19 protein-coding genes are annotated in these 23,734 nt (G+C 55.4%); 6 read left to right on the forward strand and 13 right to left on the reverse strand.

Features of this window, described 5'->3' with window-relative positions; translation table 11 throughout:
* The first annotated feature begins 242 nt into the window (after positions 1–242).
* From ACP0KA_RS03900 to ACP0KA_RS03910, 3 genes are read left to right on the forward strand one after another with little or no spacing between them, the layout of a single operon-like run.
* Positions 243–1,178 carry a hypothetical protein gene (locus ACP0KA_RS03900; protein ID WP_424627525.1) on the forward strand — a complete coding sequence of 312 codons (936 nt, stop codon included), beginning with the start codon at positions 243–245 and terminating at the stop codon, positions 1,176–1,178.
* 29 nt (positions 1,179–1,207) lie between these two features.
* Positions 1,208–2,320 (forward strand): GNAT family N-acetyltransferase, encoded by a 1,113-nt coding sequence (locus tag ACP0KA_RS03905; RefSeq protein WP_424627526.1) that lies wholly within the window; start codon positions 1,208–1,210, stop codon positions 2,318–2,320.
* A gap of 23 nt (positions 2,321–2,343) precedes the next feature.
* Complete coding sequence (locus ACP0KA_RS03910) at positions 2,344–3,696, forward strand: lipopolysaccharide biosynthesis protein (RefSeq protein ID WP_424627527.1); 1,353 nt, start codon at positions 2,344–2,346, stop codon at positions 3,694–3,696.
* Positions 3,697–3,725: 29 nt separating this feature from the next.
* Here ACP0KA_RS03910 and ACP0KA_RS03915 read toward each other — a convergent pair whose 3' ends face one another.
* The gene (locus ACP0KA_RS03915; protein ID WP_424631482.1) at positions 3,726–4,571 is read right to left on the reverse strand and encodes a WecB/TagA/CpsF family glycosyltransferase; all 846 of its coding nucleotides are present in this window, start codon (positions 4,569–4,571) and stop codon (positions 3,726–3,728) included.
* A gap of 323 nt (positions 4,572–4,894) precedes the next feature.
* Between ACP0KA_RS03915 and galE the strand changes: the two genes are divergently transcribed.
* Positions 4,895–5,890, forward strand: coding sequence for a UDP-glucose 4-epimerase GalE (gene galE, locus ACP0KA_RS03920; RefSeq protein WP_424627528.1), 996 nt, complete (start codon positions 4,895–4,897; stop codon positions 5,888–5,890).
* Between the two features lie 95 nt (positions 5,891–5,985).
* Here galE and ACP0KA_RS03925 read toward each other — a convergent pair whose 3' ends face one another.
* Entirely contained in the window at positions 5,986–6,288 is a 303-nt protein-coding gene (locus tag ACP0KA_RS03925) for a hypothetical protein (RefSeq protein ID WP_424627529.1), read from the reverse strand.
* A gap of 719 nt (positions 6,289–7,007) precedes the next feature.
* Here ACP0KA_RS03925 and ACP0KA_RS03930 point away from each other — a divergent pair.
* Positions 7,008–8,204: a glycosyltransferase gene (locus tag ACP0KA_RS03930; protein ID WP_424627530.1), complete on the forward strand. Its 1,197-nt coding sequence runs from the start codon at positions 7,008–7,010 to the stop codon at positions 8,202–8,204.
* Positions 8,138–9,346 carry a glycosyltransferase gene (locus tag ACP0KA_RS03935; protein WP_424627531.1) on the forward strand — a complete coding sequence of 403 codons (1,209 nt, stop codon included), beginning with the start codon at positions 8,138–8,140 and terminating at the stop codon, positions 9,344–9,346. Before ACP0KA_RS03930 ends, ACP0KA_RS03935 begins: the two co-directional genes overlap by 67 nt.
* Here the strand turns inward: ACP0KA_RS03935 and ACP0KA_RS03940 are convergent.
* The 11 genes from ACP0KA_RS03940 to ACP0KA_RS03990 all read right to left on the reverse strand — a co-directional run bounded on the left by ACP0KA_RS03940 (position 9,271) and on the right by ACP0KA_RS03990 (position 23,695).
* A complete protein-coding gene (locus ACP0KA_RS03940; RefSeq protein WP_424627532.1) occupies positions 9,271–10,380 on the reverse strand; it encodes an acyltransferase family protein in 1,110 nt (369 codons plus the stop codon). The two genes, ACP0KA_RS03935 and ACP0KA_RS03940, sit on opposite strands and share 76 nt — an antisense overlap.
* A 79-nt stretch (positions 10,381–10,459) precedes the next feature.
* On the reverse strand, positions 10,460–11,590 hold the full coding sequence (gene wecB / locus ACP0KA_RS03945) for a non-hydrolyzing UDP-N-acetylglucosamine 2-epimerase (protein WP_424627533.1): 1,131 nt from the start codon (positions 11,588–11,590) through the stop codon (positions 10,460–10,462).
* On the reverse strand, positions 11,583–12,593 hold the full coding sequence (locus ACP0KA_RS03950) for a polysaccharide biosynthesis protein (RefSeq protein ID WP_424627534.1): 1,011 nt from the start codon (positions 12,591–12,593) through the stop codon (positions 11,583–11,585). The genes wecB and ACP0KA_RS03950 overlap by 8 nt, the downstream gene beginning before the upstream one ends.
* 26 nt (positions 12,594–12,619) lie before the next feature.
* Complete coding sequence (locus ACP0KA_RS03955) at positions 12,620–13,492, reverse strand: dTDP-4-dehydrorhamnose reductase family protein (RefSeq protein WP_424627535.1); 873 nt, start codon at positions 13,490–13,492, stop codon at positions 12,620–12,622.
* Complete coding sequence (locus ACP0KA_RS03960; protein ID WP_424627536.1) at positions 13,485–14,732, reverse strand: glycosyltransferase family 4 protein; 1,248 nt, start codon at positions 14,730–14,732, stop codon at positions 13,485–13,487. Before ACP0KA_RS03960 ends, ACP0KA_RS03955 begins: the two co-directional genes overlap by 8 nt.
* Positions 14,732–16,045 carry a glycosyltransferase gene (locus ACP0KA_RS03965; RefSeq protein ID WP_424627537.1) on the reverse strand — a complete coding sequence of 438 codons (1,314 nt, stop codon included), beginning with the start codon at positions 16,043–16,045 and terminating at the stop codon, positions 14,732–14,734. Before ACP0KA_RS03965 ends, ACP0KA_RS03960 begins: the two co-directional genes overlap by 1 nt.
* Positions 16,042–17,850 carry a glycosyltransferase gene (locus tag ACP0KA_RS03970; RefSeq protein WP_424627538.1) on the reverse strand — a complete coding sequence of 603 codons (1,809 nt, stop codon included), beginning with the start codon at positions 17,848–17,850 and terminating at the stop codon, positions 16,042–16,044. Before ACP0KA_RS03970 ends, ACP0KA_RS03965 begins: the two co-directional genes overlap by 4 nt.
* A 203-nt stretch (positions 17,851–18,053) precedes the next feature.
* A complete protein-coding gene (locus tag ACP0KA_RS03975) occupies positions 18,054–19,337 on the reverse strand; it encodes a nucleotide sugar dehydrogenase (protein ID WP_424627539.1) in 1,284 nt (427 codons plus the stop codon).
* Between the two features lie 358 nt (positions 19,338–19,695).
* Entirely contained in the window at positions 19,696–20,949 is a 1,254-nt protein-coding gene (locus ACP0KA_RS03980; RefSeq protein ID WP_424627540.1) for a glycosyltransferase family 4 protein, read from the reverse strand.
* Positions 20,946–22,805, reverse strand: coding sequence for an asparagine synthase (glutamine-hydrolyzing) (asnB, locus tag ACP0KA_RS03985; protein WP_424627541.1), 1,860 nt, complete (start codon positions 22,803–22,805; stop codon positions 20,946–20,948). Before asnB ends, ACP0KA_RS03980 begins: the two co-directional genes overlap by 4 nt.
* Before the next feature lie 2 nt (positions 22,806–22,807).
* On the reverse strand, positions 22,808–23,695 hold the full coding sequence (locus tag ACP0KA_RS03990; protein ID WP_424627542.1) for a class I SAM-dependent methyltransferase: 888 nt from the start codon (positions 23,693–23,695) through the stop codon (positions 22,808–22,810).
* Positions 23,696–23,734 lie beyond the last annotated feature (39 nt).

Genomic DNA, 23,734 nt, shown 5'->3' on the forward strand with positions numbered 1-23,734 from the left:
TGTAACGGATCAGCACCACTTGCCATTTAACGGATTGCGTAAAAGTTGAACTATTCAGGTTAACGCGATGCGAGCCTCAAATTTGCCGCTGTGCTCCCAGCACTTTTGAGAGGAGCTTTAACCTCGATCGCATTTGTTAGACTTGTTCCGTTTTATATGCGGTCAAAGGCGCGTACACATAGCGGTATCCGAGCATTTCCACGCGAGAAGCATGGCTAGCTGCATACCCGGAGCATAAAAAAATGAACTCGATGAACATGCACCGCGATATCATTTCCGATTGGCAAGCGCAGCATGAGCGCCTTTTCGGCCAACATGCAATCAAGCTCCGACATCGCTTGGCAGAGACTGGGCTGTTCACGAGAGAAAGCGTCGGCAAGCTGATCGAGCGCTGCCCACAATCTCATTTCGGACTTGAATCGGTCAGCTTCGACGGTGAGACGCCCAAGCGTATCTACGGTGAACTCGGTAACGCAACAGGGCTCGAAGCGATTGAAGCGATCGAGAAAGGCCGTATGTGGATGAACATACGCCGGGTGATGGACTGGGCGCCGGAATATAACGACCTCCTCAACAAGATCTTCTCGGAGTTCGAAGCCCGCATGGATGGTCTGAAGACCTTCAAGCGCAACATTGGCGTGCTGATCTCCTCCCCGAACGCAAAAGTTCCTTATCATGCGGACATCCAGGGACAGTCGCTTTGGCAGATCTCCGGCGTCAAGCGCGTGTTTATCTATCCTCGTTCCGACGTCTTCATGTCGTCCAAGAGCATCGAGAAAATCCTTTTGCGCGAAACCAACGAGGATATGCCATATCGGGCGTGGTTTGACGATTACGCAACGACCTTCGATTTGCAGCCGGGCGAGATGCTGACATGGCCGCTCTACGCACCCCATAAGGTCGAAAACCACGACTGTCTGAATATATCCGTGACCATGGAGCACTGGACCAAACCGATCTGGAATTCCTACGCGGTGCACTATGGCAATGGCGTGTTACGCCGCACGCTCGGTTTGCAGAACACATCGACCAGCGATCATGGGCTGCATGTCTATCCAAAAGCGGCATCGGCACTCCTGTGGAAGAAGATGGGTCGCCAAATCGACGGGGATGTCGTCAAGACCCGTGATTTCCGCATCGCTCCAGAAAACGCGGACGGACGCGTAAGCGTCCGTTAAGCCGCTATCCAATAATCCCGGAAGTTGAGATGCTGGCGCTTGCTCGAAAATCATTCCAGATCGACGTGAACGTTCGCGTCGAACCTAACTTCGATTTTCTGTCCGACGAATACCGGACTTTTTACAGCCTCAAACGCGCGACTGCCTTTCAGAGTCCACTGTGGCTTGATTCGATTCATCGCCACCTAATGCCGCATCTCGCGGCACAACAGTATACAATAACCATCAGAGACCGCGAACATGCACTCGTCGCGTTGATCCCACTGGTCCTGCAGCAGTCCTCGGGGATTTCCATTCTGCAGCCTGCCGACTTCGGTGTTTGCGACTACAACGCCATCGTTGCAGATCCCCTGGTTCTTGAGACGCTCGCTGCCGATCACTCCGTTCTCGATCGCATTGATCGGCTGCTGGACGTTGCGGATGTGCTGTTTTTCCGCAAGGTGAGGGACGATGGATTCGACGCGCGCCGGCTGTTTAAAAAAACGGCAGCCAGTCCCAGTGAGAACGCGGCTTATCACAGCGAAACCGGCCCGGATTTCGAACAGTGGCAACGCCGCACAGTCAGCAGAAAGTTTTCCAAAGAGCTTGGTCGACTGGCTCGTCAGGTGGAGCGCGAGTTCGGTCCGTATGAACATCGGCCTGCGCAAAGCGAGGCCGAAATTCGGGAGGCGTTCGAATTTCTCAAGAACGCCCGGAAGGATCGTTTCAATGAAGACCTTCTGAACAACGAGAAATATGAGAAGTTCTATTGCGACTTCGCTATCGCGGGCCTGAGTTCTGGCGAGGCGATCACCTATGTCAGCTATCTCAACGGCAAGCCGGTAGCCGTCCTGTTCGGTCCCGCATACGAGGACGAATTTCATGCTGTTCTGATCGGCTCCGATATTCAGCGGTTCGGCAAGTACTCGATCGGCATGCAACTGCTTTACCGCGTGATCAAGTATCGATTCGACCGCGGGCTGCATCGCCTCGACATGGGCTTGGGGAATACCGGATACAAATCCCAATTCCGCGTCGAGGAAACCAGACTTCACAACTTTACGTCCTCGCGTTCACTGACGGGTTCGGTGGTTTCACTCGTCTATCACCGCGCAAAGCCGCTCAAGGCCGCTTTGAGACGCTTCTCCCCGAGCTTGCGCTGATTGCTGCAAATAGGACGCCCGACGTGACGATTGCCGCTGCAATTTACAAGCTCACCGATCTTCGCAAGAGCTCGGCCTTGCGTGGCATCGCGGGCGTGTTCGCTCTCCGGATGACCATCACGATCCTGAACTTTGCACTGATTTCCCTTGCTGCGCGGGTGCTGGGCGTATCAGCGTTCGGCACGTACTCGATTTTGTTCAGCGCGGCAGGACTGTTCAGCATCGTTGCAACCGCAGGCCAGCAAGTTCTCGTGATGCGGTTTTGGAACGAATATTCTTCAGCTGGCCAGATGGACTGCCTCAAGGGAGCTCTGATCTTCAGCTCCCTCGTTTGCCTTGCTGGCAGCGTCCTCGTCGCAATCCCGCTCTACGTTTGGCTCATCAAGGCTTATGATGCGCCGATAGCGATGGCGATCACACTCTACCTGATTGCGCTGTCTGCTCTGCTGACGACGTCGCATCTCGTGCGAACGGCAGTCGGCGTCGGGACGGGAGACGGCTTCGGCAATCTGTCGCTGGCGATTCCTCCGATCGTCTATCTCCTGCACTGCCTTGGACGCGGTGCGATCGCCGATGTCAGCGTCGTCTTCTTCCTGATGGCCCTGGGTGCCGCCAGCTGCGTTGTATTTCACATCGTAACGCTTTGGCGAACCCTACAGAAGCGTTTCCCCGGCTTCATGATGGCCAAGGCGACCTACAATATACCCTCATGGCGGGCACGATCGTTCAAGCTATGGCTGTCCAACAGCCTCGAAGCGTCGAACCAATACATCGATGTGCTGATTATCGGCGCTCTGATGAACCCAGAAGTCGCTGGCGCTTACTTTGTGACCAGCCGTCTGGCCAACGCCTTTTCCATGGCGACAGACGCTATTCATATGTTCTCGACCCGTCATATTCCAGACCTGTATTATCGCCGCCAATTTACACAACTCGGCTCGTTGCTGGACACGGTTTCCGGCGTCACCTTGGCTGTCATTGTGGCCGGCATGATTGTTATTGCCGGAGGCGGACACTGGATTTTGATGGCCTTCAGTAGTGCTTATGTGCCCTATCACGACGCCCTTATTGTGCTGTCGCTGGGCATGGCAGCAGTCGCTGCCGCAGGCCCATCAGGATCGATCCTGATGCTGACCGGGCACGAAGGCCGCTATCTCGGCGTCATTGGAATAACCGTGCTGCTGCGAATGACGGGGTTCTTGATCCTTATTCCCCACTTCCAGGTCATGGGTGCCGTCGTTGCGACAACGCTTTCATTTGCATGTATGGCCGTTCTGCTGAGAGCCTCGACCGTCTCCTCCGCGAAGATCGACGGCTCGATCCTTCGCTTGATTTCGAGATACTGGCGGCAACCTGCGATCACGCCGGCGGAGTGATTGTCCGCCCCGACATCATCGTCACACGATCAGCGGGATTTTGTCAGAAGCAGATACAAGGCCAGTGGATTGGTCTTGATATAACGCCATCCCAAGCGCCTCGGCTCAAGGCACACGCGCCAAAGCCATTCCAACCCGGCGTTCTGGACCCACAGTGGGGCCCGTCGTTTCGTCCCCGATAGAAAATCGAAGAGACCACCGGACGTCTTGATAACGCCTACGGACGTAAGGCGATGGCGATTCCGGATGATGAATTCCTGTTCCCGCGGCACCCCCATCGAAACCCACAGGATGTCCGGCTCTAGTCTCGCAATCTGTTCACAGACTTCGGCTTCTTCATCACGATTTTGAAAATAGCCGTGGCGGTGTCCGACGATCGAGAGATTTGGAAAGCGCCGCTTGACGGACGTCACGGCCGCATCGTTGGCTTCTTCGGTCGCGCCAAGCATGAACATGGTGGCGCCTGCAGCCTCAGCCTTCGCTGCCACGTCGTAGAACAAATCAGAAGTCGCAACGCGTTCAGGAAGCGGGACGGCACCGCGCAGCCGGGACACAAAGACATGCGGCATACCGTCGGCGTGAATAGCATCGGCTTCCAGGAACAGCGAACGCTCCGTCTTATCCACCGCGCATCGATAAGTCACCTCGCCGTTCGTGGAGGTGATGTAGGCCGGGTAGCGCCATAATCCGCGGCGCTCCAAGGCGTGATCGACCATTGCCTGTGCCGATTCCTCGCGATCCACCGCGACCACGGGAAGGCCGCCCAACAAAACTTTTCGCCAACGGTCAAACTGGCTGCGTCTGCGATCATTGGAGGTCCGGCGTTCTTCAATCGCGAGGGTCTCCAACGCGGATTGCGTCGCCTGATACGTCATGATGCGGCGGTCTTCGCCTGCCAAATCACGCCGTTCCCTACTCTTGGATTTCGCAACCATCAACTTCCTCACGCGTGGACGACGTCGCCCAAAGTTCCTGCGCATTTTATGGACAACCGAGACGCGAAACCAGCGCGTCTCCCGGAAGGTGAAAGGATAGTTAATACATCGTCGCGCTGATCGCAGGATTCGGCACCACTGAATTAATACGAACCGGGGTCTGCATTAGTACTAACTCGGGTTAGCTGTGACGAAGCGCTGACTATTCCGCTATGAAATACCCAAATTCCGCTCGGGATAGAGACGCGAAAAGAACAACAACCATGAACACGAAGTACGTCCTTGTCACGGGCGGCGCTGGATATATCGGGAGTCACATGACTCTGGCCCTGCTGGACGCGGGTGCCAAACCGATCGTGGTCGATAATCTTTCTACAGGCATCAGGTCCGCCGTCCCCCCGTCTGTGCCATTCTTTCACGGCAACTGCGGGGACGAAGCCCTCCTCGACGACATCATGAAAAACTACGATGTCAACGCCATCGTTCATTTCGCGGCAAACATCATCGTTGCGGATTCGTCCGTCGATCCATTGGGGTATTACAGAAACAATACCGGCAACGCTCGCGCACTCATCGATGCAGCAGTGCGGCACCGTATCCCGCATTTCATTTTCTCGTCGAGCGCGGCGGTTTACGGAGAACCAAACACCGCGATTATTTCCGAGGATCACCCAACAAACCCGATCAATCCTTATGGGCGATCCAAGTTGATGGTCGAGTGGATTTTGGCGGACGTTGCGAAGGCTTATCCGATCAATTACGCAGCTCTTCGATATTTCAATGTGGCAGGGGCCGATCCGATCGGAAGAACAGGCCAATCGTCAGTCAAGGCGACCCACCTGATCAAAATAGCAGTCCAGGCCGCACTGAGAAAACGTCCGGGCATGGACATTTTTGGTGACGACTATCCCACGTCAGACGGCACCTGCGTCCGCGACTATGTCCACGTGGGGGATCTCGTCCAGGCCCATCTCGCCGCGCTTGCTTACTTGAGACGTGAAAAAGAGAACCTGATCTGCAACGTCGGCTACGCAAACGGATTCTCCGTTCAAGAAGTCATCGAAGTCGTCAAGAATGTCTCGGGTGTCGACTTCGAAGTCAGGGTGCAGAATCGGCGTGCTGGCGATCCCTCCAGGCTTGTCGCCTCAAATCGAAGGGCGACGGAGATGCTGCGATGGTCTCCCCGCTACGATGATCTCAAAACGATCGTCCGCCACGCGCTTGCGTGGGAGCAACGACTTTTAGTGGACCAGCTATAAAAGAGGGCTTTGCCCCCGTAGCGTTCGGGCCTCTGTGTTGCTGGCTCTGCATCACCCTGCTCTCCGCCTTGTTCCTCGCGAACCTATGATCCCATTCAACGCGAATTGCTCACTTGCCATGCCGCCAGCTTGTCGGCGACTTCAATCGAAGCAAGACGCGCATCAATTGGATCGGTTCGGGAGTTGACGAACAACAGCACTGTCGCACCGAGCACTACCCTCGCAGCCACAGCTCCCATTAAGTGAACCATCAGCTTGAAAGAGCATTTCCGGCTTCGACCCGGGACGTGAAGCTGGCCGAAGCGACAGTCGGAACTTGAAAAGAGAAAGCTGTCACCCACGTGGGTTTCAGCGGCAATCAAATCAGCTAGGTGCCTGATTTGTTTGGTGGGCGCCAAGGCTCGAACCTGGGACCCGCTGATTGAGAGTCAGCGTGATCCGGTAAATTGGCGCGCTTCCCAGTGCAGAATCGAACCTCCGCAAGCCGACACGCTAACCCATTGAAAGACGAACTATTCGTGCCCCGCTTCTGAGGAAAGGCTTCAAAGATCACGGGTCGCGTCCGTTTAAACCTCTAGGCTGTTTCAGACAAAGGGCATTTAGGCCAATCTTGCTATTTCAATGGCTGGGCAGGTAAACGGCAGCCCCGATCGTTGTTTCCAGATTTTCGCCAATATCTGTCCGCCCAGCCCATCGCCAACCGCCTTTACTGCTTAAGAACCGTTCGCAAAAAAGCAGTGTCATAGCTCATACCGTGCATCTTATGCGAAGCTGCAATACGAGACGGCGTCAGGATATATCGCTATCGAAGGCTAAACTGGCAAAGCGAAAGGATCTTGGTTACAAGTTTGAACTACAGAATGCTAATCCCTACCTCACATCAATGATTCCGGCCACTGCGACGGCTACTCCATATAACCTGCATAGATGATAAACAGGGTGGCCTGGGGCTACAGACGATTTCGCGAAAGCACTGTGTATGAAGATTCTTCTGATTTCAGATGTGCCTCTTTGCGAGAACTTCACCGGTGGAATCGCTCTTTCTGCGTTGGTCAGGCTTCTTCCACGCGGCTCGATCTGCTGCTTCGCACCAGTAAATCCCCGCGCAGACATGCGCATGTCTGCAGAATTCAGCGGTGTGCCAATCGCGTTTCACCGCAAACCACTTGAGAACTGGTCATGGCTTCCACGCATCATACCCGTGAAGACTCTTTCAAATTCGATCGCACACATCAGCGAAACCTACATCCAAAAGCGCCGCATCAAGGCACTGGTCGCTGCAGCTGTTGAATTCGGACGTAAACACAAGGTCGATAGGGTCTGGGCTGTCCTTCAGGGGCAAACCAATATCAGGCTGGCGCTGGCCGTCGCTGATGAATTGAAAGTGCCGCTTCATTCTCACGTTTGGGATGTCTTCAATTGGTGGATCAAAGCGAATGGAATTGATCCATTGACGGCTCAGAGTACACAACTCCTGTTCAACGACGCCATTCAAAAAAGCGCCTCGGTTGCAGCGGCGTCGCGGCCGATGGCGGACGAATACCACCAGCGCTTCGGCGTCAAAGCGATTCCGATCCTGTCCAGCCTGCCAAAGGCAATGGCCCGCTCGCCGGATATCGCAATTGGAAACACGCTCACGATTGGCATGGCAGGACAGTTTTACGCCGCCAACGAATGGCACGAACTCGTTAAACGCCTCGATGCAGCGCTCTGGACGGTTGCGGGACGCCCGGTCCGGATTATCGCGATGGGCTCCAAGCCACCCCCTTCGGGCGTCTCGGGCAAGGTCACGTTTCTTGGCTGGAAGTCGCAAAACGACGCGATCGATATTCTCTCAGGCTGTGACTTCCTCTACTGTCCCTATCCGTTCGATCCGTCGATGGAGGACGTCTCGCGTTACAGTTTTCCCAGCAAGCTCGTGCTGTATCTGGCGGCAGGTAGACCTGTCATCTTTCACGGGCCGGAGTTTTCTCCGCCAGCAAAGTATATCGCGCAAAAGGAGTGCGGTGTCGTGGTTGCCGATCTGGCAGCACAGGGCATTCTGTCTGAAATCGAACGATTATCGCAAGACTCGGCTATCTATCAAAGAATGGCGACAGCCGCCCAGCGTTCGTTCGTAAACGACTTCACACTCGAGGCCATGGCACATGATTTTAGAGATTTTATCGGCGCCGCGCGCGAGGATGCGGTCGATCCGCAAGATCACACACTCGGCGATGGCGATGTTCCTCAGATCGACCATCTCGTATGGACGCGGCGCGGGCTAGCATCGCTGATTTTCCGCTGGTTGAAATCCAGGCGTCCGGCACTCTAGCGATGAAAAGAAAGCCGACGATCACGACGATAGTGTGTGACGCCAGCAGGACAGGCGCAGGCATGGCCAGCGTAGCGCTGACGGCCCATCAGCGCCTGGGAGATCGCTTCGACACCCACCTCGTCACCGGGCTTCCGCCAGAACAGCCATTGAAAAATCTCCACGAAGCCGGCTCACGTGGCGACGGATTAAAGCATCTTGCACCCGAGGTGATGAGCGGCATCGTCCATATCCACGGGCTGTGGACGCCGTTTGAACTGCGAGCCTACCGGCTGGCGAAAGCACGTGGAGCAAAGATCGTCGTCAGTCCGCACGGCGCCTTGGAGCCCTGGGCATTCAGATCGAAACGATGGAAGAAGCTACCGGCGTGGTACCTCTATCAAAAGGCAATGCTGCAGAACGCCGACCTGCTCGTTGCCAGCACTCAAATTGAGCACGACAACTTTCGAAATCAGGGTCTGACCGCGCCTATTGCAATCCTCCCCGTCGGGATTGATGTCGGCGAGCATGATGCCGCAACCAGCGTCGCTGTTGGGCAGGATCGCGAGAAAGTCGTCTTGTTCCTTTCACGCCTGTCGGAAAAGAAGGGCATCCCCGACCTGCTACAGGCGTGGCACGATCTGACAGATCGCCGCGGCCATCAGCTTCACATTCACGGCTATGGGACCGACGCCTATCGCACATTTCTCGAAAGCCTCGTCTTCTCGCTGGATCTGAGCGACAGCGTCCAAATTCTCGGGCCGCTATTTGACGAAGAGAAATGGGAAAAGTACCGGACTTCGTCCATCTATGTGCTCCCGTCTTATTCCGAAAACTTCGGCATCACCGTTGCAGAGGCGCTTCTGTCGGGACTTCCGGCCATCACCACGAAAGCCACACCGTGGAGCGAGATCGTTTCGGTCGGGATTGGCTGGATCATAAACAATGACGTAGCGCAATTACGGCGCGCGCTTGAACAGGCCATGTCGCTTGACGCCGAGCAGATTTCGCAAATGAGGGAGCGCGCCGGCGCCTACGCGCGGTCTCGCTTCCTCTGGGCGCCAATCATCCAGCAGTATGCCGAAACTTATGATTGGTTACTGGATCCACGCAGGGACATGCCCAGCTGGGTGATGCGCAAAGACTCCCGATCCTTAAAGTAAGATCGTTCAGCAATCATGTATGAGGCCCATCCCATAGCCAAAGATGCAGCAAATCCGGCCAAGCCAAGGTAGATGGCGTTGCCGATTGGCCCAAGTATCGGAATCCAGATTCGAGACGACAACGTAAGTAGGGCGATCAGCGCAATCGAGTGGACAAGATAGAACGAGTATGAAATTCGACCGAGCCTGACCAGGGGCTGGAACGAAAGCATGCGAGCAATCACTCCCGTTCCTGTAATAGCCTTACAGAGTATCACCATGCCCGCGGCTGAAAATAGCCAGATAAACTGGGTGGCCGTCAGATAATTCAACGTCGCAAGCGATGTGACCGTTAGATAAAACAGAATGACGGCGGCGTCGGGGATCAGCCGCGCAATGCACGTTAACTTCGATAGTGGCAATAGCCCAATTATCGCTCCTGCAAACAGGAAGAGGTAGAACTCCGAGTAAACGCCCATGTACATCGGTGCATATGGGACCAGAACGCCAGCGATCATTGCCGTAAGAAGCGCTGGCGTCCGGATTGCTCGACTCATCGCAAGCACAATCGGAAATGCCAGATAGAAGGTCATCTCGTAGAACAGCGACCAGGTGACATTGTTGAAGACAATGCCCGGCACGTTCAGGCCGGGAGCGCCATTGAGAAAGATCAGGTTCTCAGCGAGATTAATCCAGCCAGGAAAAGTTCCTTTGGCCAGGGCGGTGATGAACAGACACGCCGCCAGCACAAGCAAGAACGCGGGATAAATCCGCTTCACCCGGCGAACGACAAAGTTGCGATAGTCGAACCCTTCGTTGCTTACAATTCTGGCGATCAGAAAACCGCTCAGCAGGAAGAAAATGTAGACGCCGTGGTGACTATGAAAAAGCCAGTATAGCACTTTATCGAAGGTCTCTGACCAACCTGCGAAAGCAATCTCATTGGGATTTCCGCCGCGAAACTTGGTCAGATAGGCCCCGCAATAGTGGACAAGAAACGTCAGGATCACCGCAATGCCCCGCAACCCGTCGAGACTCTGATTCCGCTCAGTCATATCGCAGAGTTCTCTGGTCCTATCGGGATATCACCAAACAGAAGAACGGTGAGCCCCTGGAATTGGTTGGCCGCTGCTATCAGTCATAGGCCGACGACCAGACCCTTTGCCGGACAAAGCCCGTATAGCTCAGGATGATCCGGAGCACCTTGTCCGAGACGTTGTCGGCGGCATAGTCGTCGACCAGCTTCAGGCCACGATCCTGACCGCGTGGTTGATCCTCCAGAATCTTCAAGGCCTGCAGCATTCGATCGACGCTCAAGCCTATGAACATGACAGCCCCTTCCTCGATGCCTTCCGGCCGCTCCTGAACCTCACGCATATTGAGCGCCGGAAAATTCAGGATGGATGACTCCTCGGTGATGGTGCCGCTATCGGAAAGAACTGCCAACGATTCAGTTTGCAGCTTGACGTAGTCGAGAAATCCGAAAGGCTTGTGGAACGCCACCAGCGGGTGAGTCTTCTGGCCGAGGTCATCGAGCCGCTTCCGTGTACGCGGATGAGTCGATACGATGACGGGCCGCTTATAGGTTTCCGCCAGCGTGTTCCATATCTGGATCACCTTCGCCAGACGATCCTGGCCGTCAACATTCTCCTCGCGATGGAAGCTCGCTAGATAGTAGCCATGTTGAGTGAGTCCCAACTGAGCTAGAACGTCGGAGCCATCGATACCCTTGCGGTAATATTCGATGACCTCGCGCATTGGACTGCCCGTGTTGATCACCTGGTCTGGCGGCAATCCTTCACGTAGCAGGTAGCTTCGTGCAATCGCACTGTATGTCAGGTTGATATCGGCCGTGTGATCCACGATCCGTCGATTGATCTCCTCAGGCACACGAAAATCGAAACAGCGATTTCCTGCTTCCATATGGAAGATCGGAATTTTCCGCCGCTTCGCCGCGATGGCCGACAAGCAGCTGTTTGTGTCACCCAGAATCAAAACCGCATCAGGCGAATACTTTTCGAGGGCCTGATCAGAACTAATGATCACCTGCCCGATCGTCTCAGCCGCATTCTTACCGGCGGCATCGAGGAAAGCATCCGGCTTGCGAATGCCCAATTGCTGGAAAAAGACCTCGTTCAGTTCGTAGTCGTAATTCTGCCCCGTATGAACAAGGGTATGCTCTGTATACTGATCGAGCTTAGCAATGACACGCGAGAGCCGGATGATCTCCGGCCGCGTGCCGACGATCGTCATAACCTTAAGCATTGACGAAACCTGACATGATGTCCAACTTCTTGAGAACCTCTTTCACTTCCGCGACATTCAGGCGTCGGGTGTTGTGCGAGGTGTAATCCTCTTTCTTCGCGATCTCCGTATCGCCTTCAACAAAGAAGCTGTTGTAGTTGAGGTCTCTCATATCCGCCGGTATCCGGTAGTAGCCTCCGATATCCTGCGCGACCGCCATCTCTTCACGCGACACCAGCGTTTCGTACAGCTTCTCGCCATGACGCGTCCCAATCACATTGATCTCGTTCTTTAGACCAAGCATCTCGCGCATAGCGATTGCCAGATCTCCTACCGTGGACGCCGGGGCTTGCTGAACAAATATATCGCCCGGCTGTGCGTGCTGGAACGCATGAAGTACAAGCTGCACCGAATCCGGCAGCGACATCAAAAATCGCGTCATGTTGGTATCCGTAATCGTGAGCGGCTGCCCGCTCTGCAACTGAGCGAGAAACAGCGGAATAACCGACCCACGCGACGCCATGACGTTGCCATAACGAGTGGCGCACAGAACCGTCTTACCTTGATGAGAATGGCGAGCCATCGCGACCATCACCTTTTCCATCATCGCCTTGGACATTCCCATGGCGTTGATCGGGTAAACCGCTTTGTCGGTGCTAAGAACGACGCAGCGCTCCACTTCATGTTCCAAAGCGGCGCGCATAACATTCTCCGCACCAAGAATGTTGGTTCGGACAGCCTCGATCGGAAAGAACTCGCAGCTCGGAACCTGCTTCAGCGCGGCTGCGTGAAAGATGTAGTTCGATCCACGGACGACATCCTTCACCGAGTCATAGTTCCGAACATCACCGATAAAGAACTTCACGCGCGGATTGTTGATCCGATTGCGCATCTCATGCTGCTTGCTCTCATCACGGCTGAAAATGCGGATCTCCGCAAAATCGATATCCAGAAAGCTCTTCAAAACGGCATTGCCAAAAGAGCCGGTACCTCCCGTGATGAGAAGCGTTTTATCCTTGAACATGTCAGTTTCCCGATTTGCAGTCCACACTAACCGAATGCATGCATCTTCTTGATTAATGACATCCAATCAGGCGGGCGATACCCAGTTTCCATGTTGAAACGGTCAGCATTCAGCGAGCGATCGATCACCAATTTACTGTCCGGAGTAATCTCGATCTTCTTCCCGTAGACTTGCGCTACAAGGCACAGCAGATCGTATTTGTTGATGGGCGCCGCTGCCACATGATACAGGCCGCGCATTTGAGGCCGAGAAATCACGTGGTTTCGGATGATATGACTCAACTCGACAGTCGGAAAACCGGAGAACACGGCCTTGTTGAATCCTGAGACTTGGCCCTCGCTTTTCAGAAACCAGCCGAGGAGCCCAACCGCGCTTCCCAGTTCAGGACCGATAATGGATGTCCGCAACGTGATCGCGTTCGCGTAATCAACCTCGCCCATATGCTTTGAACGGCCATAGAGATCCTGAGCATCAGCAGGGTCCGTTTCCACATACCCGCCCTTCTTTCCATCGAAGACGCAGTCCGTACTGACGTGAACAAACCGGGCCGAGACCACCGCGCAAAGCCTGGCAAGACGATGAGGCAAGATGGTATTGATCGGCACTGCCAGCAGTGGATCGTTCGAGTCCGCAAGCTGTTTGACCAGACCGATACAATTGACAACAACGTCGGGCTTTACCTGATCGAATAGCTTGAGCAGGCTGTCGGTATCTTCCACGTTCACGTTGCCAACAATCCGATCCCGCACAGAAGCGGACAAAGAACCCAATAGCCGATCGGAACGCGCCGATCCATAAACCCGGAAGCGCTCATCTACCGCGAAATCTCGTAAAACGGTATGTCCCAGCATGCCGGTCGCGCCCAACACCAAAACCGTTTTTTGTCCGCCGTCAGTCATTCGCCGCGTCTCGCTGGTTCTTGTACCGGGCTGCCGTCTCCCTGAAGTGATGGATCAGGGTATGGGTTAACGTCCCTAATTCGAAGTGCTTGTCATACCACCGCCGACCGGCCAGACCCATCGCATGTCTCGCCTCTTTTGGCATATCTCGCATCTGGAGAATAGCCTTGGCCAATTCTTCAGCATTTTCCGCCTTGCAAACGATCCCCGCCCCCGAGGCCTTTACAATATCCGCCCCCTCTCCGTTCATGGATGCGAGGACGGGCTTTCCCACGCCGAGATAGGTGGATAGTTTGCTGGGGACCGTCCTGTTTAGACCCTCGCTATCGTTCAGCGTAATCAGAAGGGCATCGCTACGGCTCATGGCCTCAATCGCGGCATCAGGCCCAACGCGACCGAGAAGATGGACGTTCGACAAGGATCGCTTTTTGACCTCTTCCGCCGTCCAGTCGAACTTGCTCCCGTTACCCAGTATGACGATATTCACATCGGGTGCCGAGGCAAGATGCCCAGCCGCATCAAGGATCGTGTCGACTGACTGCACGGTGCCAACATTCCCTGCGAAAACGACATTGAACCCATCAGGAATTCGGACGGGATCGAAAGTCCCGACGACCGCCGGATCCGATTTTACATCGCCCGGATTTGGATAGTAAATCACAGGTGTCGATCCCGACACGCTGGTCACATGCGCAAGGAAACTACGCGACTGAACCAGAATGAGGTCACAGCGCCGATAGATCCAGTTCACGATTTTAGCGACACCGCCGAGAATAAAACGATTGCGGACATAGCCGGTGGAAGACAGGCTCTCCGGCCAAAGATCCTGCACCCAGAAGATCAGAGGGATCCGGTGAATCGCCCCGAAGTATACCCCCGTGAGCGCCTGCAGGGCCGGAGATGGTCCATATACGAACACAACATCAAATCTGGATTTCCGCAGTTTCCAGCCGCCGAACAAAATCGAAGTGCCGATAAACGAAAGATAATTAAGCCCCAGTCGAAGCGCGCTCCCGCTCCCACGAGGCACAACGGGAACACGCATGATCGGATAGCCGGCCGGATGCGTCTGCATCCCTATGCGCCAAGCGCCATATCCGGGAAATATTTTTCCGTCAGGATAGTTCGGTTGGCCAGTCAGGACGGTGACACGGCAGCCCGCATCATGAAGCGCTCCCACAAGCGCATTGATCCGAAAGTTTTCCGGCCAAAAATGCTGACTGACGACCAAAATATCCACTAGCGCTCGCTCGAATCTCTGCGCATTTCCGCTGCTAGCATCTCTTTGTAGTCGTTAACGACGCCGATTTTCAGCACCTCAGTATTAAGACGCCGCTCGACTAACTCCCAATTGAGAACGGCTGCTCGATCGACCAAAGCGTCGTCCAATACCGCCTGCCGTATGCGATTCGAAATAACGCCAATCTCATCGGGTGGAATCGAAAATCCACTGACTCCGTCCTCAATCCACTCGTCGCAGCAGGCAGTGTTCGTCTGGATCGGGAATGCTCCCATCGCCAGCGCCTCAAGCATCGATGTACTGATCCCGTCCGATGTGCTGACACCGAGATAGCAGCGCGCGGCGGCAAACAAACGCAACATCTCTTCATGCGAAGCATGGGGCATGATTTCGATATTCAGGCCATGTACGTTTCGCAATTCCTGAACTCTCGCATGGATGTTCGGAGTGGCCGAGTAGACCACGATCCTGTAATCCTTCAAGATCTCAGCCGTCGCCGCGATTGCGTCCAATGCGATAAGCGCTCTTCCAGCAAAATGCTCATATCCTTTGACCGCGATCAAGCGCCGTTCGGAGGGAGGCGTCGAGGACCGTAGCCTTCCAATATCCTGAAGATCGAACCCGCCGGAGTTTGGCCTGACAGGTAAGGCTTCCGCCGTCATCCCCATTTCGCGGGCGATCTCGATGTCGCGTCTGCATTCACAACTGTAGTAGTCTATCTCGGACAGCAATTGCCGGATCTGCTTGTTATGCGCCGCATCATGTCGGTAGAGATAAATGTCGCTACCCCAGTTCGTCGCAAGCCACTTCGGAAAGCGTTTTTTCCCGACAATCTGTCTGGCCATCATCACATTGTAGCTACAGTGCTGAAACTCCATCGAGTGGATGAGATCCGGCTTCAGCCTATCAATCAGAAGCGCAAGCATCCTGGGACCATACAGGATTGGCGCTTGTGCGCCCGATACCCCCAGTGACACCTTGAAGATTCCCGCAAGCCGCAAGAATGGTCGCAGCATCGGAACCGGAAAAATTCCCTTTTCCCGGGCAGACGATGCCTGTCGAGCGTTTCCGGACTTCCCCAAAAGCGCCCCGATATGATGCCTGATAAATCTGAACGGGGACCGCCAGCTTACCGGCATCAAGGGCTGATGGACTGTGATATTCCTCAACCCCCCATGCATCGGCATAGAGTTGACTGGAAAAAGATGTAGATCCCACCCTTGGTCCGCAATCATATTGATCCAACGAGAAGCGTGAGGGCTGGCTTGCATCGCAACGAACAGAATCTTCGGCTTCTTCTGCGGATCAGTCATGAGCCGCCTTTGGCAGCACTTGGAATATCCTGCAACCGCCACAATCCAAGCGACTTATCGGTGAAGAGATTGTTTCCCTCCGTGCAGCCTTCGTTGATCAGCTTGATCGGCGGCGGAAAATTGAACGGTGCTCGCTGCATGTTCAACGGACGCCAGAAGCCACTCCCCAAATCCAAATTGGAAGACCGGTCCGTGAACGTCGTGGTGAGCAGGTACGTCGCCCCCGACGACTTGAAATTGCTCAACATTTGAGAAGCGTCCTCGAATGACAGATGAACAAGACAGTCACGCGAAAAAACCAGATCCACCTTCGGCAACTTGTCCTTTGACAAATCCAGACATACGAAGTCGATCCCGCTTCGTCCGAATTTGCTTTTGTTGACCCCGATCATATCCGCAACAATATCAGCGCCAACATAACGCTCGATGCCGAGGTCGACCTCACGCATCCAAAACCAATCGCCACACGGCGCATCCAGCATCGAATTGACGGAATGCTCGCGCAGCAAGCGAGGGATTTCGCGGCGTATGATCTCGGTCTGCAGCAGGTCCGAGCCAGCCCCCGAACGGGAGTCGGCGCCGCCAAAAATGTTTTCTGCATAGACTTGGGCGAACTTGTCCTTCAGCGAAAGATCGCGGACTGTATCCTCTCGCGAGAGCGTCTTTTTATCAGGTGAGGGCGACAGGTATTGCCTGAGCACCTTCTTTGCACCTGCCGGAAGTACTGTCCCGACGGCCTGCCGCATGACTCTCAAGATTGAGCCCAAAATCCCTCTCCTGGCGAAACCGGATGCGCCTAACCGCACGAGCGATGAAACGGCCGATAGCCGCTCGCCCATGTTCATTGAAACAAACTCACTCACCGACTTGGAAACCGCGCTGCGGTACGCTTGGCGAAATCCCCTCCGCGACATGCTGCGAGCAATCACGGCGTAAGCCGCAACAGAATTGGTTTGGCCAGCTGCGAGAACTTCGTCACGGCTAAGCTCGTTGACAAATCCGGTCAGCAGACGATCGCATTCCGCGAGCGCTGTCCCCGCCAATTTCATAGTCCCTTGATCGGGATGGCTGCGCGCTTTGACGAGAACTTCGGGCAGGAGAATGAAATCAAACTTCGCCGCCATCCGAAACCAGAGATCATAGTCCTGCGTGGTGCGAAGCGATTCATTGAACGTTCCGCACTCGTCAAATGCCGTCTTCGGTATCAACAGAGTGCATCCGTGCAGAGAGTTCTCAACCGTTATCCAATACCGAAACTGTTCGGGACGAATTTTCCCCGGCAAAAAGTCTCTTGTTTCCGACAGGCTTCCGAACACCCGATAACCGCTATAGACGACCGTTCGAGTTGCGCCGGAGTTCAGCAGAACTTCCATCTCCCGCGCCACTTTTTGCGGAACATACAAATCGTCGTGGCTGAGCCAAGAAAAGTATTCGCCCTTCATTTCGGCAATTGCGGTGTTTAATGCCGATGCCACGCCGCCATTCGGCTGGCTTATATAACGAACTTTCGATCCATAGGATCGAACGATGTCTTCCGTTGCACCCCCATCGTTGGATCCGTCGTTGACAATCAGAACTTCAATGTTCGGATAAGTCTGAGCCAGCGCGCTATCAATCGCTTCGGCGAGAAAATTCGCTCCGTTGTAGACCGGGATTACAATCGTCACTAGAGGATGAGAAACAATCATATAGCGATCTCGAGATTCTCGATCTGGATATTGGGATTTCAACCCTGAACACGACGTTGTGCCGCGACGGATGGCAGTATCTTGCAGCACACGAGATATGGCAATCGCAGCCGCCACTTATACTTCAGGGAGGACCACTTGCGTGGGGGCAGATCACAATGCCACGCCAGATAGCACGCGTCCGTGCATCAGACGCAAACGCTGTTTTCCCAACGCTCCAATGAAAGCCTCATTTTTAGATCCAGAAGATAACCTTTCGGCTTGCGCCGCTATCGAAACAGCAGGCCTGGATAGGCCCCTCACACGACCATTATCAATGGTCAAACCCGTGCGTCAGTCGCTTCAACCGGCAACACCTGCTTGAGATCATAAACGATGCCATTCGGGACCAGCATCGATCGGAGGCGCTCCGGCCCCAGCCCGACAATTTGGTCGTGGCGCACGGCAAGGACGATCGCTTCGAACTTGCGCTCGCCGAGATCGGCAAGCAGTTCGATCCCGAATTCTTCTCGAACATCGCCCGGATCTACAACCGGGTCGTAGACCGCCACGTCTCCAGCAAGCGCTTTAAGCTCGCGGACCAAGTCGACCACCTTGCTGTTACGGATATCCGGGCAATTTTCCTTGAAAGTAACGCCCATAACGAGAATGCGCGCTTCTCCTACCTGCAGCTTGCGGCGCGCCATTGTTCTGATCACATCGGATGCAACCCACTCGGCCATACCGTCATTGATCCGTCGACCGGCCAAAATGATCTCGGGATGGAAGCCAATCGACTGTGCTTTATGGGTCAGATAATATGGATCGACGCCGATGCAGTGGCCGCCGACCAATCCCGGAACGTATTTGTGGAAATTCCACTTCGTTCCCGCCGCTTCAAGAATTTCGCGCGTTTCCAGATCCATCTTCTTGAACAGCCGCGCGAGCTCGTTGACGAGCGCAATATTGACGTCGCGCTGAATGTTCTCGATCACTTTGGAAGCTTCAGCCACACGTATCGAGCTGACCTTGTGAGTGCCGGCGGTAATAATCTGCGAATACACTTGGTCGATGAAATGAGCAGCTTCCGGCGTCGAGCCTGACGTGATCTTCATGATCTGGGACAGGCGATGCCCGCCGTCGCCCGGATTGACCCGTTCAGGCGAGTAGCCAACGAAGAAGTCTTCATTGAAGACCAGCCCGGAAACATTGGCCAGGATCGGAACGCAGCACTCTTCGGTCGCGCCTGGATAAACGGTCGATTCATAGACGACGATGTCGCCCTTCTTCAGAACTTGTCCAACGACTGCTGAGGCCTTCTCGAGCATGCTCAGATCCGGCTGAAGCGCATGATTGATCGGCGTCGGCACGGTCACAATGAAAAAATTCACCGAGCCGAGGTCTTGCGGATCGGTGGAAAAGCTCAGGTTGCGCGCTTCTCTAAGCTCAGCCGGGCTCACCTCCCGGGTGCGATCCTGGCCTGCTTTCAACTCGGCAACTCTCTTTCCGCTGATATCGAAGCCAACGACGGAAACATGTTGCGCGAAATGAACGGCCAGCGGCAATCCAACATAGCCAAGGCCGACAACACCAATTTTGAGATTATTCAACGAAGCTGAGAACATGGACTTTTGTTTTGTGAGGGACAGACGGTGGGCGCCAAGGCTAGCAGGCCGGGTATCATCATCTACATATACAAAGCAAGATTTAGCCGATACAGCTCCTTATTGAAACTCTTTCGCAAACGCCCGCAGATCGAACAATGTCTGGCCTTCGCGGCCAAGGCGTCGGGTATCGCGGCAGCCCGGGTTTATTTTGTTCCCGCAGCGACTTACTCCCAGCCAAGGCGCTTGCATCGTTCGTGAAGACACGTTGCGTGATTTGATCTGCCCGCCGAGAACGTAGCAGCGCGACGGATGCTATCCACGCTCGACACAGGATCGTGCGTCGCTCGTGATGTTCGATTGCTTTGCCTCTTTCGATCTAACTGCAAATACGATTGCTTGCGGCCACAGAACGATAAAAGTCCAAGATCTTTGGCCGGAAGATCTCCCGACCGGCAAGCCCGGAGACGACCCGCCTGTTTGTTGTGGCTATGCGGTCAACGAGCGCATCATCCGTCATCGCTCGAACCAGCGCATCGGCGATTTCCTGAGGATAGAGATTGCGCGCCATCACCACGTTTTCGCCGTCCTTCACGAGAGGCGTAATGGTATCGAGCGGCGACACCAAAGGAACTGCGCCCGCCGCCATCGACTCCCACATTACATTCGGAGTTCCGTCGATCAACGACGGCGCCAGCATGATTCGCGCTTCACGCATCAATTCGAATAGGCGATCGCGTGGAATGTGGCGATGCATCGTAATGTGCTGCCGCATTTCTTCGGGGAGCAAAGCGATCCAACTCGGCAATTCATTCACTGCCATAACCATATGGAGATGAAACGGCAGCATACGCTCCCAGGCCAGCTTTAACGCCTCCAGGACTGGCATCCCCTTGGACCATGGACTCTCGTAAGCTTTCGGCCAAAGAATGATGCGGCGCTGGGAGGCCGGCTTCAGATTGTTAAACACTGGCAGGCCAAGATCTATGCCGCCGGTGCCCGGGACACGTTCAAGGCCGGCCGGCGGCTGCACGGTCAGCCCCATCCGGCGCATGAGCTCGAAGTTGACCACGTTATCGCTTAAGATCTCGTCCGCGTCACGCAATGCATCAGCCAATTTCGGCGCCAATTCCGCATCGGCATGATTGAGCGCCAGGTCGGACCCGCCGCGAAGCTGAATCACCAACTTACTATTTTTTCGGAGATCTTCGCCTCGAAGGCTCTCGACAACGAAACGGCCTGCAGCCAAAAGGCCTAGGCAGTGGATAATGTCCGGCTGCCAAGTTCGAACAATTCGTTTGAACAAATGAGCGGTGGCCTGGTCGCCAAAGGCGATCCTATCATAAAAATAGAGTGAAGTGCTTCTGACCTGTTTCCATCGCGATACTGCGCGCTCTAAAATCGTAGCTCCGGCCCGCAAAGCCGGGCGCGGGATCCTCCGGCGCGGTGCGTCGAATGGATACGGGAACGATTTTGGCACATCGTCCGTCGTCAGGGCGAGCGCGCGGATGTCGAACTGTTCGCCTCGCAGCGTCTCGATCCAAGTTTGAGCGTGTGTCGAGTGAATTTCACCGACGAACAGAATCTTCGGGCGGCCTGTGTGCCGGTCTTGGAAGTCAGCCTTCTTGCTCAATCGAGACACTCCCGGCACCAGAGTTCGGTCATCATCAAGAGCCAGGGCCTCGTCCAGCCGATACGACCCTGCTTGAAATTGTCAGCTAATTCAGCGGCCCCTTGCACATCGAACAGACCACGTCGCGCGACCGTTTCAGCCGAGAGGCAGTCCGACATCACGCTCGCCAGCGATCCGCGTAACCAGCGGTCGAAGGGCAAGGTGAAGCCTTTTTTTGCGCGGCCTGGAAATTCAGGAGGAAGATAGCGCCGACCGATATCGACCAAAATGCGCTTCAGTCCGCTGGCCTCATAGCTACCGGTCACTGAAGCCCCCGGTCGAACTTTCGCCAGATCTGGTAAAGACAACGCGAAGTCGGCAAGCTCGTGATCAAGAAAGGGTACCCGCACCTCAAGGCCATGCGCCATTGAGCCCGCATCAATGTCACGCAGCAATTGGTTCCGGGTATAGTTCCCCAGACACAAGGCGGTTGTGCGCTCGATCGGCGTACCCTCGGCGAGGATGTCCGCCTGGCCAAGATCAGCTTCAGATCCGATTACGCCGACTTTCGACCGTAGTTGCGGCGACAGGTAACGCACTGCGTCGTTGGCGCCGAAGATATGATACTGGTCGGCGTAAGCACCGACAAAACTTTCGGTGCGCTTCCTCCCCAGCAGAAACCGCGCCAGCGCCCTCGCCTTGTGCCCGGGTGTGCGCGACAGACGATCATACCGAGACAGTGCGGTATACCAAGGGTAACCGGCGAACAGCTCGTCACCGCCGGTCCCGGATATTACAACTTTGACGGCGCTGCCGGCTGAGCGAGAAACGAACCACGAATTGACGCCGTCGACCGTCGGCTGATCGAGATCGCGGGCAATCGCGCGAATGCTGGCGGCCGCATCGGCCGCGGTGACGATAATCCGGCTATGGTCAGTACCGAGAAAAGTTGCGACCTCTGCGGCATCATCGGTTTCATCGTCGACTCCCGAAGCCTGCTCAAAGCCAACCGAGAATGTACGCACCGCCCCGGTGTGCCGCCGCGCCATCAGGGCGACGAGCAGCGAGGAATCAATCCCACCCGAAAGAAACGCACCGACCGGAACGTCGGCGACCAGTTGCGAATCGAGGACCTCCGTGAGCTTGGCTTCGGCGAGGTCAACCAGATCAGCGTAAGACCGGCGGCGCAGGCCTGCGACGCGATCAAGTCCCGGCTGCCAATAGGGCTCGACCACCGTTCGTCCACCTTCGGCAACGAGAGTATGGCCCGCAGGCAGCATTGAGACCCCGGCAACGATGGTACGTGGCTGACAGACCGATCCCCAGGCCAGCAGCTGGCGCAACGCAGATGGATCGATCATGCGGTCAGGAAGCGCCTTGACCATCGCCTTTATCTCGGAGGCAAACACCAGCCCTTGCGAACTCTGTGCATGATAAAGCGGCTTGATGCCCAGATGATCCCGCGCCAGCAGCAACCTTTCCTTACCGGGCCCACCGCGCTTGTCATATATCGCGAAAGCGAAGATGCCGCGCAACTTTGCCACCAGACGATCACCATCGCGCAAGTAAAGCGCGAGAATCACTTCGGTGTCGGAATGGGTACGAAAGACAACGCCGCTCGCTACGAGTTCGTCACGCAATGCCTGGAAATTATAAATCTCGCCATTGAAGGTGAGCCACACCTTGTTATCGCCGCTGACCATCGGTTGCGAGGCCGCCGTGCTAAGATCGATGATCGAGAGCCGCGCGTGGCCGAAAGCCGCCTTGTCATCGACAACGAGGCCATGACCGTCAGGACCCCGATGCCGCAAAGCGTTCGTCATCGTGCCAACGATGTCGCGCCCGGGGCGACCAAAGATTCCGGCGATGCCGCACATGTCTATTCAGAATCCGGTGGCCGGCGAGCGCGTACTTCGACGCCATTTCCGCCATGCGCGGCGCGCACGATTTCGAGGCCAGCGTTGGAGACCATAGCGCAAACCTGATCGAGGCTGCGCAGGTGCTTGTAAAAATCCGTGACGGTATCGTGGGTATCCAGCACGCACCATTCGACCAGGATCGCTCGCGGCAATTGGGGATAGCTGTCATAATAGTCAACCAACGGCGAGATCTTTTGCAGCCGCGCGCGCGCAATGCGCGCAATGCGGCCTCGCCGCCAGAATAGGCGATGCACCTGGACCAGCGCCCGTGACGCTGTAAGCGCAATCGGCGAGCCCCAGCGCGCGGGCAGTGCCAGCAGAAACCGCCGCATCAGACGCCGTGGCCACTCAACATTATAGTCGAGCCCGTAATGGTCGATAACGAGTTCACCACCCGGCTTCACATAGTCGGCCAGCGCTTGCACAGTACTTTCCGAATTCGGCGTGTGCTGCACAACGCCGAGCGCAATGACGGCATCGACGGAACGCGGCGCCACCGGCGCGTCTAACATGCTTGCCTGGCAAATGTAGTTGTTTGACGCTGCGGCGCCGGCCTGTTCGCGATAATTGACTAGGTTTGCCTCGACCGCGCTCGACAGGTCGAGCGATAACACTTGTGCGCCGTGCGCACGCAAGATTTCGGTAAAGCGGCCCGCGCCGCAGCCGACTTCGAGCACCGACTTGCCACGTAGGACCGATAGATCTCCACCGACGCATCGCCGTAGCCGGTCCAGCGAAATCGTCGTTCCCGTATAGGAATCGAGTTGCGTCTTTCGAAATCTGTTCCATTGCAGGCCAAATGCATCGGCATAGCCGCTTTTGGGCACGAACCGCGGAATGTCCAGCACGATTGGAAAGCTACAACCGCGCGGGCAATTTAGCCGGTC

Origin of the sequence: Bradyrhizobium sp. SYSU BS000235, assembly GCF_049747295.1 — a bacterium.
In the GTDB taxonomy this organism is placed as follows: domain Bacteria; phylum Pseudomonadota; class Alphaproteobacteria; order Rhizobiales; family Xanthobacteraceae; genus Afipia.

Coding starts and splice junctions, on each gene's coding strand:
- ACP0KA_RS03900 (WP_424627525.1), top strand. CDS start 243: ATGAACTCGATGAACATGCACCGCGATATCATTTCCGATTGGCAAGCG.
- ACP0KA_RS03905 (WP_424627526.1), top strand. CDS start 1,208: ATGCTGGCGCTTGCTCGAAAATCATTCCAGATCGACGTGAACGTTCGC.
- ACP0KA_RS03915 (WP_424631482.1), bottom strand. CDS start 4,571: ATGACGTATCAGGCGACGCAATCCGCGTTGGAGACCCTCGCGATTGAA.
- galE (WP_424627528.1), top strand. CDS start 4,895: ATGAACACGAAGTACGTCCTTGTCACGGGCGGCGCTGGATATATCGGG.
- ACP0KA_RS03930 (WP_424627530.1), top strand. CDS start 7,008: ATGTCTGCAGAATTCAGCGGTGTGCCAATCGCGTTTCACCGCAAACCA.
- ACP0KA_RS03935 (WP_424627531.1), top strand. CDS start 8,138: ATGGACGCGGCGCGGGCTAGCATCGCTGATTTTCCGCTGGTTGAAATC.
- ACP0KA_RS03940 (WP_424627532.1), bottom strand. CDS start 10,380: ATGACTGAGCGGAATCAGAGTCTCGACGGGTTGCGGGGCATTGCGGTG.
- wecB (WP_424627533.1), bottom strand. CDS start 11,590: ATGCTTAAGGTTATGACGATCGTCGGCACGCGGCCGGAGATCATCCGG.
- ACP0KA_RS03950 (WP_424627534.1), bottom strand. CDS start 12,593: ATGTTCAAGGATAAAACGCTTCTCATCACGGGAGGTACCGGCTCTTTT.
- ACP0KA_RS03955 (WP_424627535.1), bottom strand. CDS start 13,492: ATGACTGACGGCGGACAAAAAACGGTTTTGGTGTTGGGCGCGACCGGC.
- ACP0KA_RS03965 (WP_424627537.1), bottom strand. CDS start 16,045: ATGACTGATCCGCAGAAGAAGCCGAAGATTCTGTTCGTTGCGATGCAA.
- ACP0KA_RS03975 (WP_424627539.1), bottom strand. CDS start 19,337: ATGTTCTCAGCTTCGTTGAATAATCTCAAAATTGGTGTTGTCGGCCTT.
- asnB (WP_424627541.1), bottom strand. CDS start 22,805: ATGTGCGGCATCGCCGGAATCTTTGGTCGCCCCGGGCGCGACATCGTT.